The following is a 14,305-nucleotide window of genomic DNA, read 5'->3' as shown; positions in this document are numbered from 1 at the left end:
CAGACTCAGTCACCGGAGCCAGTCAATAGCTCGAGCTCCGGATTTTCCCAGCTACCACTGAGTCGATAGCGCAGTGTCGAGAAGCGCTCCAGCCGATCGCCAATCAATTTGTCGATCACGAATACAGCACCGGCTACTTGGGGCGCTCCAAGCAATACTGCTGCCAACGGCACATTACTGCTGATTGGCAAGGCCACCTCGACCTCCTTGTCCAGAGTACCTTCGGCCAGATTCACCTGCCCCTGAACACTCATATTGGCAGACGGACCCGCCATGACCAGAGGCTCAACGGTGGCAGCAACCCCCTGCTGTAGCCGGTAATGTCCATCCAGGCGATCAAAGCTGACCCCTTTCTTCAACAGATCGCTGAAATCGAGTCGAAGTCGACGCGCCAGTGAGTTGAAGTTCAGTATCCCGAAAACCCGCAGCAGATTGGTGCTTTCAGCCGTTTCTATCAGACGCCCCTCTCGGGTCGAGAACTGCAGCTCGCCATTCAGGCGATCCAGTTTTACGTCCCAGGGTGCACCTTTCCAGTTGAGCTGCAACAATGATTCCACCTGGCTTGTTTCAAGTACACGACCATAGTGCCAGCGCTCAAGCAGCGCGCCGATATCATCCCCCACCAGCCTTAGCGTCAGCTCAGTTTGCTGTTCAGCCTGCTGGCTCCAATGTGCCTCACCTCGCAATATGAGTTGATCCAGGTAGGCCTCCAGTGAAGATATGCGGGTACCTCGCTCATCCGGACGCAGACTGAAACGCCAGTCACCCAGTACCTTTTCACCCAACCAGAGTGAATCTACCCTGACATCGGCTGCAGGCAGGCGCGTACGCCCCAACAACTGTGGATAAAAATCGTCCCTTTCCACCGCGGCTTCGGTCTCGGGTACTTCATCCTGCATCAGTGCATTCAGCTGCAACCGCTCAAGATGGATCTTCAGTGGCTCATCCGCATGCGGCAGTAACACCTTACCCTGCAGGTCAGCACCTCTGATTTCAACCGCAAGCCCGGAAGCCTCGTTTGCGCCGCGGAGTTTAATGGTTTCGGCCGTTGTACCGACGCGCGCAAGTTCCAACTCAACTTCCTGTATCTGAACCGGCGTACTCAAATTCAGTTTCAGATTCAGGGGTGCTGCGACCTCTGCCGGCTTGAACAGGACACCGGGCAACGGCAACTCCACTCCAATCAGATTACTTCTCAGTTCAAGGCTCGGACACGTGGTATCAGCACAGAGCAGCAGTTCACCCTGCCAGTGGGTCGCACCCGTCACCATATCCAGAAGTGGCTGTTCCAACCAGCGGTTCAGGGCCTTCAGGTCAGTCTGCCCCTGCAGACTGACGCTCACTCTATCACGCTCGGTAGTCACGCTGGCGCTGACCGGGCCTCCCCATGCCTGCGCTTGGATATCTCGGGCACTGAAGCCACGGGCATTGGCATACGTGAAGTGTCCTTCGACATTATCCAGCTCAAGCCCGAGAGCCTGTGAACCAAAACGCCCCTTGTGGAGATCCACGGCAACACGTACATCGGGTGGTTGATCTTCAACAAGCGGAATGCTCAGTCCCAGACGGGTGTCTGCTTGCCCTTCCAGCTGCCATCGCTGCAGCTCTTGCCCCACCAGACTGGCCAGTGGAGTGGTTTTGAGTACCTTATCGATATCACTGGCCGGACCATCCAGCAGAGTTTCAATCTCCAACTGTCGACTGCCCGGCGGCAGGTAAGCCCAGCCAGAGGAGATATCGCTGTCGAGAAGTGTAGCCCGGTTGATATTGATCGCCAGCCCCTGATCCTTTACAAGTACAAACAGATCACCCTGCTCAATGGCTGGCCAGCCCGGCTGATAATCCAGCCGTGCATCCTCGATATCAAAAAACAGCTGGACCACAGGGGTCGAGCTCTTGCCAAGAGATCGAGTACCGGTTCTGAGTAACATGCCTGCCTGACGCAACCGCCCAGCCTTGACCGCGCGTTCAAGCCAGCTGTACAGGCCCGAGCCTACCTCTTTTTCAGGGGTATAGAGTGGTGCCTGACTGCCGTCACTGTCTGTCATCCCGATCATCAGGATCAGATCAGCCTGCTGTTCAGGATCAAAGGGCAGATCAATACTGAAACGCCCCGCTGCATTGGTCTGCTGATTATGCAGCTGCAGTTGTTCGCCGCTGACCCTGATGCCAGCCTCATCCCTCTGCCAGCGGATTTCACCACTGGCTTGCTCATAGCTCCAGCCCTGTGGATAAAGCTCAGGGAAGTGCATCTCAAAGGTCTGGCTATCAAGCCGGATCAAGCCAGCATCGAGGTTGGCAAGCAGCTCCCCACTGACACCCTCCAGTGCCGGAGCACCGTGCCAGCCATTGACCCCAACCTCGTCAAGCTCTGCGCTCAGGGTCAGATCACTCCAGTTACCATCAACGGGTTTCTTGAGCCTCAACTGTCGCAACACGCCGCGAGGCTTCAACTGCTGCAGCAGCTTGACAAAATTTGGGGCAATACCATCTGCAATACCAAGCCAGGCTTCGGTTGCTGCAAGGTCCAGCTCCGATATGAAGGCGTGCCTGAAATCAAGTTGCCGCTCTTGCCAGCCAAAATCAGCTACCAGCAGGGGCAAGGTTAACTGCGCCTGTTCATGCACCAGGGTAATCGGCTGTAACTGAAGCTGATATCCCTGATCATTCTGTAGCAACGCCGCTGTAAAGCGCCCCGCCTGAGGTTGAGATAGAGCAGGATCAGTTAACTGCAGCTGTTCAAAGCCAACTTCAGCCTGCAGACTTTGCAATTGCTGATTACGAACATCGACCCAAAGCTCCAGGTCCAGATCCAGCGCTGCCAGCTCAGGCTCAAGCTCAAGCATTTGAAACAGCTCCGGCCCCAGATCCTCGACCTGTAGATAAAAACGGTAGCGGGCCTTGAGTGGGTCCGAAGTTGCCAGATCGGTTTCAATCGCAAAATGCACGCCCGCATCGGCGCCCAGTTCCGGCATACGGAACAGGCCACTCAGGCGATGTTCCTGAGGGGCGTTCTCCAGCTCCAGATCAGCCGGAGTAATAACAAGCGGCCCCCCCTGCTCCGGTATCAGAGTAATGTGGACATCCCGAATGACTGCATAGGGCTGACGGACCAGCAAACCAACCAGCTGTTCCCAGGCGGATGGCGACACCCCCTGATCTTGCCTGCCGGGCGCAGCACCCGGACGATGCAGCCAATGCCCTTCGCGCTGGTGCCAGCGCAGATCTACACCCTCAACTTCAAAGCGTTGAAAGATCGGCATTCCCTCCAGCAAGGAAGCAAGCAGATCCAGCTCAACTTCAAGCCTGTCAATCTGCAGCCTGCCGCCAGCACCGGGATCATCGGCAGAAGTGCTTGCCGAAATACCCTGAACCTCCATTACCGGATAGGCATAGCGCCAACTGCCCTGCATACTGCCAAGCTGTACCGGAAGCGCCAGTACTTCACTGAGCCAGCGTTCAGCCTGCGGACGAAAGCGATCCGCAGACTCCAGCGCCAGCCTCGCAGCCGTCAGCAGCAATGCCAACAACAGCAATAGCAGCAAAAAAAACCACCAGGCACGACTCAAATGACGACGCATCGACGCTCCGTATCAGCGCAGTACAACATCAAACTGTTCCGGGGTATACATCGGCTCAACCTGGAACCGTACCGTCTTGCCGATAAAGGCCTCCAGCTCTGCCACATGGTCAGACACCTCATCCAGCAGGTGATCCACCACCGACTGTGCTGCCAGTACCAAATAGGTCTCGGTGTCATACGCCCGATGCTGGCGCAGGATTTCACGGAAAATTTCGTAGCACACCGTCTCTGGCGTTTTCAGTGAACCCCGCCCCTGACAGTGACTGCAGGGCTCACACAGCACCTGCTCCAAGCTTTCACGCGTGCGCTTGCGGGTCATCTCAACCAGACCCAGCTCTGACACACCGGTCACCTTGCATTTGGCGTGATCCTTCTCCAACACACGCTCAAGGGTGCGCAATACCTGGCGTTGGTGGTCGGGATCTTCCATATCGATAAAGTCGATGATGATAATGCCGCCCAGGTTACGCAGGCGTAACTGACGACCTATGGCTGTGGCCGCTTCAAGATTGGTTTTGAAGATGGTTTCTTCGAGGTTGCGATGGCCCACAAATGCGCCCGTGTTCACATCTACCGTTGTCATCGCCTCGGTCTGATCAAAAATCAGATAACCACCGGACTTGAGTTCGACCTTGCGCCCCAGCGCCTTCTGCATCTCTTCTTCGACATTGAACATATCGAAAATGGGACGCTCGCCAGGGTAATACTCCAGCTTTTCCTCGATTTCGGGTACGAGTGCCTGAACGAATTCCTGTGCACGCTGAAAGGTTTCGCGTGAGTCGATTCGGATCCGTTCAACACCGGCATGTGCCATGTCTCGCAAGGCACGCATATTCAGTGGTAGATCCTCATACACGATGGCAGGCGGCTTGACCTGCTTGATTTTGTATCGAATGGATTCCCACAGGCGGCGCAGGAACTGCAGATCACTTTCCAGTTCAACCTCAGTCACACCTTCTGCCACAGTACGCAGGATCACACCCCACTCCGGGGTGGTGGTTGCCTCTGTCTGCATCAACCCTTGCATCTGGTTGCGCAGACGCTCTCGCTCCTGCGGATCTTCTATGCGTTGCGAAATTCCGATGTGAGTACTGCCAGGCATCAAGACCAGATAGCGCGACGGAATCGAGATATGAGTGGTCAGACGCGCACCCTTGGTCCCGATTGGGTCCTTGGTCACCTGTACCAGCAACCCCTGCCCTTCACGCAGCACCTGCGAGATGGGGGTCGAATTACGCTGTTCAGCCGGCAGGCTCTGATCCACCACTTCATCTACATGAATAAACGCGGCACGCTCAAGACCGATATCGATAAACGCCGCCTGCATGCCGGGCAACACGCGGGCAACCTTGCCCATATAGATATTACCGACGATACCACGCCGCTTGGCACGCTCCACGTAGATTTCCTGGGGCATACCGTTTTCGATCACTGCCACGCGCGTTTCCATTGGCGTGAAGTTAATCAGGATCTCCTCACCCATCCTCTGTGTCCTCGATCAGCTGATTCTTTATAGTTCAGTTTGGCTGCCATACCGGGATATCAAACTTCTGCAGCATTGCAGCCGTTTCCATCAACGGCAAGCCCACAACGGCCGAATAACTGCCATTGATGCTTTTGACAAACACCGCCCCCAACCCCTGTATGCCATAGGCACCGGCTTTGTCGCAAGGCTCACCGGTACGCCAGTACTGGCGACAACGCGCATCATCCAGCTCAATGAACTCCACATCCGTTCCTACACAGCAGACTTCGATTATCCCCTCTGCGGCCAACGCTACAGCGGTCAACACCTGATGGCGCCTGCCAGACAGCTGCATCAACATTGTCACAGCCTCATCCTCATTGGCAGGTTTGGCCAGAATATGATCATCTATGGCTACGGTAGTATCAGAACCCAACACCACCGAATCGCCACCCGCCTGTTCCAGTCCAGCCAATGCCTTCTCTTGTGCCAGGCGAGTCACATATTCACGAGCGGACTCCTGCTGCAGGGGATCTTCACAGATATCAACGGGACGACAGTCGAAATGGACGCCGATCTGCTCAAGCAGTTCACGTCGGCGCGGGGAGGCTGAAGCCAGAATCAGATGTGGCATAACAGTTTCACTGTATGTAGAAGGTGTGACGAACGGCCCGCAGCAGCAGGTACAGCCAGGGCCAGACCAGCGCGCTGACCAGCGATGGCAGCAGAAACAGTAATGACTCGCCCGTGGTGCCGGTAACACTTTGCATCCAGTGAAACAGCAGCTGATTGATACCCACCAGCACCAGTACCATCAGCGACTGCTGCCAGAGCGGGAACATGCGCAGGCGCTTGTACAATACCAGCACCAGAAAGGCGATCAATGTCAGTGACAGGGCGCTGAGGCCAAGCACGCTGCCACGCACCACATCCAGCAGAATGCCGAGCATAAAGGCACTGCCGAGACCCACCCGGTGTGGCAAGGCCATAACCCAGTAGATCAGCATCAGCACGACCCATTCAGGCCGAGCCCATACCAGCAGGTCCGGCAGCGGCATCTGGCTCAGCACCAGCCCTACCAGAAAAGTGGCAAAGATGATTAAACCTCCGCCACGCACCTCACTCATCCGCAACCTCTTCCTGCGGGGCGGGTAGCGCCGGATGATACTCGACCAGTAACAGGTGGCGGCTGCGGTCCAGTCGCGCCGATGGCTCCGCTTTCACCAGCGTGAAGGGGCGTCCCGGATCGCGGATCACTTCCGTCACTCGGGCAACAGGATAGCCGCGCGGAAAACGTCCACCCAAACCTGAGGTCAGCAGCAGATCATCCACACGAATGTCAGCCGTATCGGGCACATGCTCCAGCTCCAGCTCGTTCAAGACGCCCTTGCCAAGCGCAATGCCACGGTAGCCATTTCGATTGACTTCAACAGGCACCGCAGAGCGGGCATCCGTCACCAGCATAACCCGGCTGGTATAGTGTGCCAGCGATACCACTTGCCCCATGACACCACCGGCATCCAGTACCGGCTCGCCAATAAAGACCCCGTCTTCCGAGCCGCGATTGAGGATTACTTCATGCTGAAAGGGGTCAGGGTTTACGCCTATGAGCTCCGCCAGACGAGTGGGTGCCTCTACGCGCTCACCGGCGCTGAGCAGCTCACGCAGGCGAATATTCTCGGCTGTCAGTGCTGCCATTTGCTGCACTTTGCGCTCCAGTACCAGCGCCTCCGCTTTCATGCTCTGGTTTTCACGCACAAGACTGGCACGCTCCACCACCACATCTGACAGGCTGTCAGCTAGCCGGGATGGTATATCCACCACCCACTGCAATGGTGTTACAACAAGGGAAAGCCAGGCACGACCTTCCTTCATTTTGGGCCAGTTGAGGTCAGCCACCATCAGCAGCACAGCCAGAAACACCAGCAACAGAAACAGTCGACGCGGTGAACCGCCACGGAAGATCGGTTTAATAACCCACCTCCCGAACAACCGGGCGCAGGCGGCCGAGGTTACTCAACAGTTGCCACTGCACCCGCTGTCACTCGTAGGTCAGCAGTTCAAAGGAGTGCTTATCCAGCATTTCGAGGGCCTTGCCGCCGCCACGGGCAACACAGGTCAGCGGATCTTCCGCCACAATTACCGGCAGACCGGTTTCTTCGCTGACCAGACGGTCGATATTGCGCAGCAATGCACCACCGCCGGTGAGCACAATACCGTGTTCGGCAATATCAGCGGCCAGCTCAGGCGGGCATTGTTCCAGGGCACTCTTGACCGACTGCACGATGGCAGACAGTGGCTCCTGAAGCGCTTCCAGAATTTCGTTGCTGTTGAGCGTAAAGCTGCGGGGAATACCCTCTGCCAGATTACGGCCACGCACATCGATTTCGAGAATTTCGCTGGAGGGGTAAGCTGTGCCCACCTCCTGCTTGATGCGCTCGGCGGTGGCGTCACCGATCAGGCTACCGTAGTTGCGACGCACATAAGTCACAATTGCTTCGTCAAAACGGTCACCACCGACGCGCACAGACTCCGCGTACACAATGCCGTTAAGGGAGATCACGGCAATCTCAGTAGTACCGCCACCGATATCAACAACCATGGAGCCACTGGCTTCTTCAACCGGCAGACCCGCGCCGATCGCCGCCGCCATTGGCTCTTCAATCAGATAAACTTCACGAGCACCGGCACCGATAGCGGATTCCTTGATGGCGCGACGTTCAACCTGAGTCGACTTGCAGGGCACACACACCAGCACTCGTGGGCTGGGGGTCATGAAGCTGTTGTCATGTACCTTACTGATAAAGTACTGCAGCATTTTTTCAGTGACATGGAAGTCGGCGATCACGCCGTCTTTCATAGGCCGGATGGCGGTAATGTTACCCGGAGTACGACCCAGCATGCGCTTGGCATCAGACCCCACCGCTGCCACGGATTTCTGGTTGCCGTTGACACGAATGGCGACCACCGAAGGCTCGTTCAGCACAATGTCCTTGTCACGGACGTAAATCAACGTATTGGCGGTGCCCAGATCGATGGACAGATCGCTGGAGAACAGGCCTCGAATTTTCTTAAACATGATGACGTGGTTACCCTGAAATTGCCTGACAGGCCTTACCGAACTGGCCGCATTTCTGAAAGCACACAACTCTAACAACGGCAGGGATTTTGGGCAAGGTTCAAACATGTTATCTTATGCGCCATTCACCCTTTCCAAACCCTACTGTTGCGAGGCCTGAGTATTCAGCCGCCCTTAAGCCAACAGACTGATCAGAGCGAGAAGCGGACCTATGTCACTGGACCGATCCGATGTGGAACAGATTGCACATCTGGCACGGCTGCAGATCGATGCGGCCGATATCGACGGCTACAGCCAATCCCTCAACAGTATTCTGGGCCTGGTTGACCAGATGCAGGCCACCTGCACTGAAGGCGTCGAGCCGCTGGCGCATCCACTGGATGCCGTTCAGCGCCTGCGTCGTGACGAAGTCACCGAGCCCAACCAGCGCGAAGCCCTGCAGGCCATCGCACCGGCCACAGAAGCCGGACTGTTTCTGGTTCCCAGAGTGATTGAGTAATGCCTACGGCAGCAAGGATTACCGATAATGTTTGAATTGACACTGGCTGAACTGGCCCGCGGGCTGGATAACGGCGACTTCAGCAGTACAGAACTGACACAGGCCTACCTGCAGCGCATCAAGTCGCTGGATGGCCAATACAACGCATTCATCACCGTTACCGAAGAGCAGGCACTTACGCAAGCCAAGGCCGCCGATGAGGCACGTGCCGCTGGCAAGGCCGGTGCGCTCTGCGGTCTGCCGATCGCGCACAAGGACCTGTTCTGCACCCAGGGCGTGCGCACCTCCAGCGCATCCAAAATGCTGGACAACTTTATCTCTCCCTACGACGCCACCATCGTCAGCCGCCTGAAAAACGCCGGCAGCGTGATGCTGGGCAAGCTGAACATGGATGAGTTCGCCATGGGCTCCTCCAACGAGAGCAGCTTCTACGGCGCCGTGCGCAACCCCTGGGATACCGACCGTGTACCCGGCGGCTCTTCCGGTGGCTCGGCAGCAGCCGTGGCGGCGCGCCTGACCCCGACTGCGACCGGTTCCGATACCGGTGGCTCCATCCGCCAACCGGCAGCACTGTGCGGCGTGACCGGCATCAAGCCAACCTATGGCCGCGTCTCGCGCTACGGCATGATCGCCTTTGCCTCCTCACTGGATCAGGCAGGCCCCATGGCGCAGACCGCCGAAGACTGTGCCATGACCCTCAACGCCATGGCCGGTTTCGACCCTCTGGATTCCACCAGCGCCGAGCGTGACACCGAGGATTACACCGCCGCGCTGAATCAGCCGCTGGCAGGGCTGAAGATCGGTCTGCCCAAGGAGTATTTCTCCGCCGCACTGGATTCAGGCGTCGCTGAACAGGTGCGCAATGCCGTGGCCGAGTTCGAGAAGCTGGGCGCGACCGTGAAAGAGGTCAGCCTGCCCAACACCGAGCTGTGCATTCCGGCCTATTACATTCTGGCCCCGGCCGAAGCCTCCTCCAACTTGTCCCGCTTTGATGGCGTACGCTATGGCTACCGCTGCGACAACCCGGTGGATCTGGAAGACCTGTACAAGCGCAGCCGTGGCGAAGGTTTCGGCACCGAGGTCAAGCGCCGCATTATGGTGGGTGCTTACGCGCTTTCTGCCGGTTACTACGATGCCTACTACCGCAAGGCACAGCAGATCCGTCGCATGATCCAGCAGGATTTCGTCAATGTGCTCAACGACGTCGATGTCATCATGGGTCCGACCACACCGCATCCGGCCTTCAAACTGGGAGAAAAGAACAGCGACCCAGTTTCCATGTACATGGAAGATATCTTCACCCTGTCACTGAACCTGGCCGGCCTGCCGGGCATCTCCATCCCTTGCGGTCAAACCCAGGGCCTGCCGGTGGGCCTGCAGATCATCGGTAACTACTTTGCCGAGTCCAAGCTGCTCAACGTGGCGCACCAGTTCCAGCAGGCAACTGACTGGCATAAACAGATTCCGGCCGGAGTGGAGGTGTAAGCATGGAATGGGAAGTTGTTATCGGACTGGAAATCCACGTCCAGCTGTCGACCAAAACCAAGATTTTCTCCGGCGCCAGCACCGCCTTTGGTGCCGAGCCCAACACTCAGGCCTGCGCCGTTGACCTGGCACTGCCAGGCACCCTGCCGGTATTCAACGAGAACGCCCTGCGGATGGCGGTGATGTTTGGCCTTGCGGTCAACGCCGAGATCGGCAAGCGTTCGGTGTTCGAGCGCAAGAACTACTTCTACCCGGACCTGCCCAAGGGCTATCAGACCACCCAGCTGGCCGAGCCGATCGTTGGCCCGGGCTTCATCGACATTGAGACTGATGACGGCGCACAGCGCCGCGTGCGTATCCACCACGCCCACCTGGAAGAGGATGCAGGCAAGTCCCTGCACGAAGACTTCCACGGCATGTCCGGCATCGACCTGAACCGCGCTGGCACCCCGCTGGTGGAGATTGTCTCCGAACCGGACATGCGCACCTCCAAGGAAGCGGCGGCCTATGCACGCAAGATCCACGCCATCGTCACCACTCTCGGCATCTGCGACGGCAACATGGCCGAAGGCTCCATGCGCTGCGACTGCAACGTTTCCATCCGCCCGAAGGGCCAGGAAGAGCTTGGCACTCGCACCGAGCTGAAAAACATCAACTCCTTCCGCTTCATCGAGCGCGCCATCGACACCGAAGTGGCGCGCCAGATCGATCTGATCGAAGACGGCGGCCGCGTGGTACAGGAAACCCGCCTGTACGATCCGGAAAAGAACGAAACCCGCAGCATGCGCTCCAAGGAAGAAGCCAACGACTACCGTTACTTCCCCTGCCCTGACCTGCTGCCGGTCATTATCGATGACAGCTATATCGATGCGATCCGCGAAACCCTGCCGGAACTGCCGGATGCCCGTCGCGAGCGCTTCATCAGCGAGTACAGCCTGTCCGAGTACGATGCAGGTGTGCTGTCCGCCTACCGTCCGCAGGCCGACTACTACGAGCAGGTAGTCAAACTGTCCGGCGATACCAAGCTGGCAGCCAACTGGGTGATGGGTGAACTGGCCAAGTTCCTCAACCAGAACGACACCGATATCAAGGACAGCCCGGTATCGGCGGAACAACTGGGCGGCCTGTTGGTGCGCATCAAGGACAACACCATCTCCGGCAACATCGCCAAGAAAGTGTTCGAACTGATGTGGAGCAAGGGCGGCAGCGCTGACGAGATCATCGAAGCCGAAGGCCTGAAGCAGGTCACCGATACCGGTGCCATCGAGAAGATCGTTGACGAAGTGATCGCCAGCGCCGACAAACAGGTGGAGCAGTACAAGGCTGCCGAACCGGACAAGCGCGGCAAGATGATTGGCTTCTTTATGGGACAGGTGATGAAGGCTACAGGCGGCAAGGCCAACCCGGGCGCCGTCACCGGCATCCTGAAGCAGAAGCTGGACGCGCTCTGCGACTGAGCTGACGTCGGGCACTGAACGCAAAAAGCCGGTTCCGCAAGGGACCGGCTTTTTTAGTGTTTCAGGCTTGCAGCAGCTGCCCGCGGAAGGTCGAGCAGCACTTTACGGATCGACTGCAGCCAGGACAGCCGCAGTCGAGCCTACAGGGATGTATTTATGGCGTGTCCGTAAAGTGCTGAACGATCAGCCCAAGCTTGGCTCAATGATTGAGCAGATTCACATCAACTCAACAAAACTGTCCACAACCCGATCCGGCGAGCAGTTTTCCACCGGCTCGCCGTGGTTGTAACCGTAGCTGACACAAACCACCGGGCAGCCGGCGGCGCGGGCAGCCAGCACATCGTTGCGTGAATCCCCCAGCATCAGTGCCTGTTCAGGCTGACAACCCAGGGTTTCCATCACCACCCGCAGCGGCAGCGGATCAGGCTTCTTCACCGGCAGGCTGTCACCGCCCAACACCTGTGCGAAGTAATGATCAATCTTCAGCGCCTGCAGCAGCGGCGTAGTAAACGCCATCGGCTTGTTGGTCACCACCGCCATGAGCACACCGGCGTGCTGCAGATGCAACAGCACTTCTTCAACACCCGGGTAGAGTTTGCTGTAGCGCCCATTACTCTGGGTATAGGCCGACAGAAACACCTCGAACGCCGCCTGAAACAGTTCCGGCTCGATGGCATCATCCGCCGGGTACATCTCGCCCGTGAGTGCACGCATCACCAAAACCGGTGCGCCGTTGCCGACCCACTGGCGCACCTTCTCTTCACCAGCCGTCTTCCGCCCCAGCGCCTGCAGCATGTTATCCACAGCGGCCGTCAGGTCCAGCGCACTGTCCACCAGCGTGCCATCCAGGTCGAACATCACACAGGCGGGCAACTCGCCATTGAACAGACTGCGCATCAGCCCGCGACCTTCGCCAGCTCGTCGCGCATCTGCGCAATCGTCGCTGCGTAGTCATCGGTATTGAAAATGGCGGAACCGGCGACAAAGGTGTCAGCACCGGCAGCCGCAATCTCGGCAATATTGCCGATACCCACGCCACCGTCCACTTCCAGACGGATATCAAAGCCACTCTCGTCGATGCGCTGACGTACCTGACGCAGCTTGCCCAGCGTGGAAGGAATGAACTTCTGACCACCAAAGCCAGGGTTCACCGACATCAGCAGAATCATGTCGACCTTGTCCATGACATGGTCAAGGTAGTGCAGCGGTGTGGCCGGGTTGAATACCAGGCCGGACTTGCAGCCATTGTCGCGGATCATCTGTAGCGAACGGTCGATATGCTCGGAAGCTTCCGGATGAAAAGTGATATAACTGGCACCCGCCTTCAGAAACTCACTGATCATGTGATCCACCGGCTTCACCATCAGATGGGCATCGATGGGTGCGGTGATACCGTAGTCACGCAGCGCCTTGCACACCATCGGGCCGATGGTCAGGTTGGGCACGTAGTGGTTGTCCATGACATCAAAGTGGACAATGTCCGCACCGGCTGCCAGTACGTGTTCAACCTCTTCCCCCAGACGGGCAAAATCGGCGGAGAGAATGGAAGGAGCAATCTTGAAATCGGCCATGGGAACTCGTTCGCTGGTTAACAATGCGGCTATTGTACCCAAGCTGCCGACGCTATTCAGCACCCGTACCAGTAATCCTCTTGCGGCCATGCAAGTCAGCCTCGATAATCAGACCATGCCTATTTATTTGAAACTCATCACATTCATGCTCGGCACTCTGATCCCTTTCGCCTTTGCTCAAGCGCAAACGGAGACCCCGGGCGATGATACTGCCCCTGCACGCCATTCGGCGGGTAGTCTTGATGGTGCTGAGCTACTGCTCCTGCAACTCGAAGCGAATGCAGAGCTGATTTCCCTGGAGCTGGAAGAAACTGCCTTTTTTTTGATTTTCCGTCCGGGTGTTGCCCCTGTTCCAGTTGGCAATTTGGTGATCATGCCGGATACAGGTGTTGGCGCAGGCTGGGCCGAGCAAGGTACGGCCATCAGCCGCTATCTTTCGGCGCATGGCTGGAATACGCTGATATTACAGCCCCCAAGCCCTCCAAACCCTGCTTTGCCCAAGCGTACGCTGCCAAGCATGCGGGCGATTAGGGCCGGCACAACGCCAGACACACCACCCACTCCCCAAACTGAAACTGAACCAACGCAACCCGGATCAGAAGAAACGGCCGAAGCAACACCCGAGATGCCTTTCGCTGATCAAGTACGCCAACGACTGTCCCTGGCACGCACTGAGTTGCAGCAGAGAAGCCATGAGGATACCGAAATCAACGTAATGCTGGGCATAGGCAGCAGTGCCCCCTGGGCGGCAGCCCTTGCAGCCGAGCTGGGGGAGGAATGGGATCTGGTGATGATCAATCCGCGTCCGAGTGAAGCCTCGGAAGCCAGCCTGATTGAACTGTTGCCACGGATCAAAGGCAGAATTATTGATCTATATTACCTGCCACTGCCCGGCTACCCGGAAGCCGCACCTGACGCGCAATTGCGTCGCCAACTGGCCATTCGCACGGAGATGCTCGACTATCATCAAAGCCGACTGCCCGGTGTATTCAGAGGCTGGCAGCACGAAATGCCACAACTTGTTCGCCAGCTACGCGGGATTATGGAGCGGATATTACTGGCCGAGCCAAAAGTGCCAGAGTCAAAACAGTTACCAGCACCCGAAACCCAGACCGCGCCGGGCATGCGCAACCCACGCCCGGCGAGCGGCCCCGGAGCGGTATGAG

General features: G+C 57.5%; 12 protein-coding genes. 4 read left to right on the top strand and 8 right to left on the bottom strand.

The window, feature by feature from the left end; all coding sequences use genetic code 11:
* Window positions 1–5 precede the first annotated feature (5 nt).
* From CFI10_RS03310 to CFI10_RS03285, 6 genes are read right to left on the bottom strand one after another with little or no spacing between them, the layout of a single operon-like run.
* On the bottom strand, window positions 6–3,581 hold the full coding sequence (locus CFI10_RS03310) for a YhdP family phospholipid transporter (RefSeq protein WP_206839326.1): 3,576 nt from the start codon (window positions 3,579–3,581) through the stop codon (window positions 6–8).
* A gap of 12 nt (window positions 3,582–3,593) precedes the next feature.
* Window positions 3,594–5,066 carry a ribonuclease G gene (gene rng, locus CFI10_RS03305; RefSeq protein WP_206839323.1) on the bottom strand — a complete coding sequence of 491 codons (1,473 nt, stop codon included), beginning with the start codon at window positions 5,064–5,066 and terminating at the stop codon, window positions 3,594–3,596.
* A 34-nt stretch (window positions 5,067–5,100) separates the two neighbouring features.
* Window positions 5,101–5,682, bottom strand: a complete 582-nt coding sequence (locus CFI10_RS03300; protein WP_206839321.1) for a Maf family protein — start codon at window positions 5,680–5,682, stop codon at window positions 5,101–5,103.
* Between the two features lie 7 nt (window positions 5,683–5,689).
* Window positions 5,690–6,175, bottom strand: coding sequence for a rod shape-determining protein MreD (gene mreD, locus CFI10_RS03295; RefSeq protein WP_091821768.1), 486 nt, complete (start codon window positions 6,173–6,175; stop codon window positions 5,690–5,692).
* Entirely contained in the window at window positions 6,168–7,040 is an 873-nt protein-coding gene (gene mreC, locus CFI10_RS03290) for a rod shape-determining protein MreC (RefSeq protein ID WP_242530091.1), read from the bottom strand. The genes mreD and mreC overlap by 8 nt, the downstream gene beginning before the upstream one ends.
* A gap of 49 nt (window positions 7,041–7,089) precedes the next feature.
* Complete coding sequence (locus CFI10_RS03285) at window positions 7,090–8,127, bottom strand: rod shape-determining protein (protein ID WP_091821774.1); 1,038 nt, start codon at window positions 8,125–8,127, stop codon at window positions 7,090–7,092.
* Between the two features lie 211 nt (window positions 8,128–8,338).
* On the opposite strand from CFI10_RS03285, the gene gatC reads away from it, so the two are divergent.
* The 3 genes from gatC to gatB are packed head-to-tail and all read left to right on the top strand — an operon-like array spanning window position 8,339 to window position 11,568.
* A complete protein-coding gene (gene gatC, locus CFI10_RS03280; RefSeq protein WP_091821777.1) occupies window positions 8,339–8,626 on the top strand; it encodes an Asp-tRNA(Asn)/Glu-tRNA(Gln) amidotransferase subunit GatC in 288 nt (95 codons plus the stop codon).
* Window positions 8,627–8,653: 27 nt separating this feature from the next.
* The gene (gatA, locus tag CFI10_RS03275; RefSeq protein WP_091821780.1) at window positions 8,654–10,111 is read left to right on the top strand and encodes an Asp-tRNA(Asn)/Glu-tRNA(Gln) amidotransferase subunit GatA; all 1,458 of its coding nucleotides are present in this window, start codon (window positions 8,654–8,656) and stop codon (window positions 10,109–10,111) included.
* Between the two features lie 2 nt (window positions 10,112–10,113).
* Window positions 10,114–11,568: an Asp-tRNA(Asn)/Glu-tRNA(Gln) amidotransferase subunit GatB gene (gene gatB / locus CFI10_RS03270; RefSeq protein ID WP_206839319.1), complete on the top strand. Its 1,455-nt coding sequence runs from the start codon at window positions 10,114–10,116 to the stop codon at window positions 11,566–11,568.
* Between the two features lie 216 nt (window positions 11,569–11,784).
* Here the strand turns inward: gatB and CFI10_RS03265 are convergent, their stop codons facing one another.
* Together CFI10_RS03265 and rpe are read right to left on the bottom strand one after the other, a co-directional pair.
* Complete coding sequence (locus CFI10_RS03265; RefSeq protein ID WP_206839315.1) at window positions 11,785–12,465, bottom strand: phosphoglycolate phosphatase; 681 nt, start codon at window positions 12,463–12,465, stop codon at window positions 11,785–11,787.
* Window positions 12,465–13,139 (bottom strand): ribulose-phosphate 3-epimerase, encoded by a 675-nt coding sequence (gene rpe, locus CFI10_RS03260; protein WP_206839312.1) that lies wholly within the window; start codon window positions 13,137–13,139, stop codon window positions 12,465–12,467. The genes CFI10_RS03265 and rpe overlap by 1 nt, the downstream gene beginning before the upstream one ends.
* Between rpe and CFI10_RS03255 the strand changes: the two genes are divergently transcribed.
* Window positions 13,126–14,304 (top strand): DUF3530 family protein, encoded by a 1,179-nt coding sequence (locus CFI10_RS03255; protein WP_206839310.1) that lies wholly within the window; start codon window positions 13,126–13,128, stop codon window positions 14,302–14,304. The genes rpe and CFI10_RS03255 overlap by 14 nt on opposite strands.
* Window position 14,305 lies beyond the last annotated feature (1 nt).

It is taken from the genome of Marinobacterium iners (assembly GCF_017310015.1).
GTDB lineage: Bacteria > Pseudomonadota > Gammaproteobacteria > Pseudomonadales > Balneatricaceae > Marinobacterium > Marinobacterium iners.
The sequence above is the reverse complement of the archived record's forward strand: the minus strand, read 5'-3'. Positions and strand labels throughout refer to the sequence as shown.

Coding starts and splice junctions, on each gene's coding strand:
- CFI10_RS03310 (WP_206839326.1), bottom strand. CDS start 3,581: ATGCGTCGTCATTTGAGTCGTGCCTGGTGGTTTTTTTTGCTGCTATTG.
- rng (WP_206839323.1), bottom strand. CDS start 5,066: ATGGGTGAGGAGATCCTGATTAACTTCACGCCAATGGAAACGCGCGTG.
- CFI10_RS03300 (WP_206839321.1), bottom strand. CDS start 5,682: ATGCCACATCTGATTCTGGCTTCAGCCTCCCCGCGCCGACGTGAACTG.
- mreD (WP_091821768.1), bottom strand. CDS start 6,175: ATGAGTGAGGTGCGTGGCGGAGGTTTAATCATCTTTGCCACTTTTCTG.
- CFI10_RS03285 (WP_091821774.1), bottom strand. CDS start 8,127: ATGTTTAAGAAAATTCGAGGCCTGTTCTCCAGCGATCTGTCCATCGAT.
- gatC (WP_091821777.1), top strand. CDS start 8,339: ATGTCACTGGACCGATCCGATGTGGAACAGATTGCACATCTGGCACGG.
- gatA (WP_091821780.1), top strand. CDS start 8,654: ATGTTTGAATTGACACTGGCTGAACTGGCCCGCGGGCTGGATAACGGC.
- gatB (WP_206839319.1), top strand. CDS start 10,114: ATGGAATGGGAAGTTGTTATCGGACTGGAAATCCACGTCCAGCTGTCG.
- CFI10_RS03265 (WP_206839315.1), bottom strand. CDS start 12,465: ATGCGCAGTCTGTTCAATGGCGAGTTGCCCGCCTGTGTGATGTTCGAC.
- rpe (WP_206839312.1), bottom strand. CDS start 13,139: ATGGCCGATTTCAAGATTGCTCCTTCCATTCTCTCCGCCGATTTTGCC.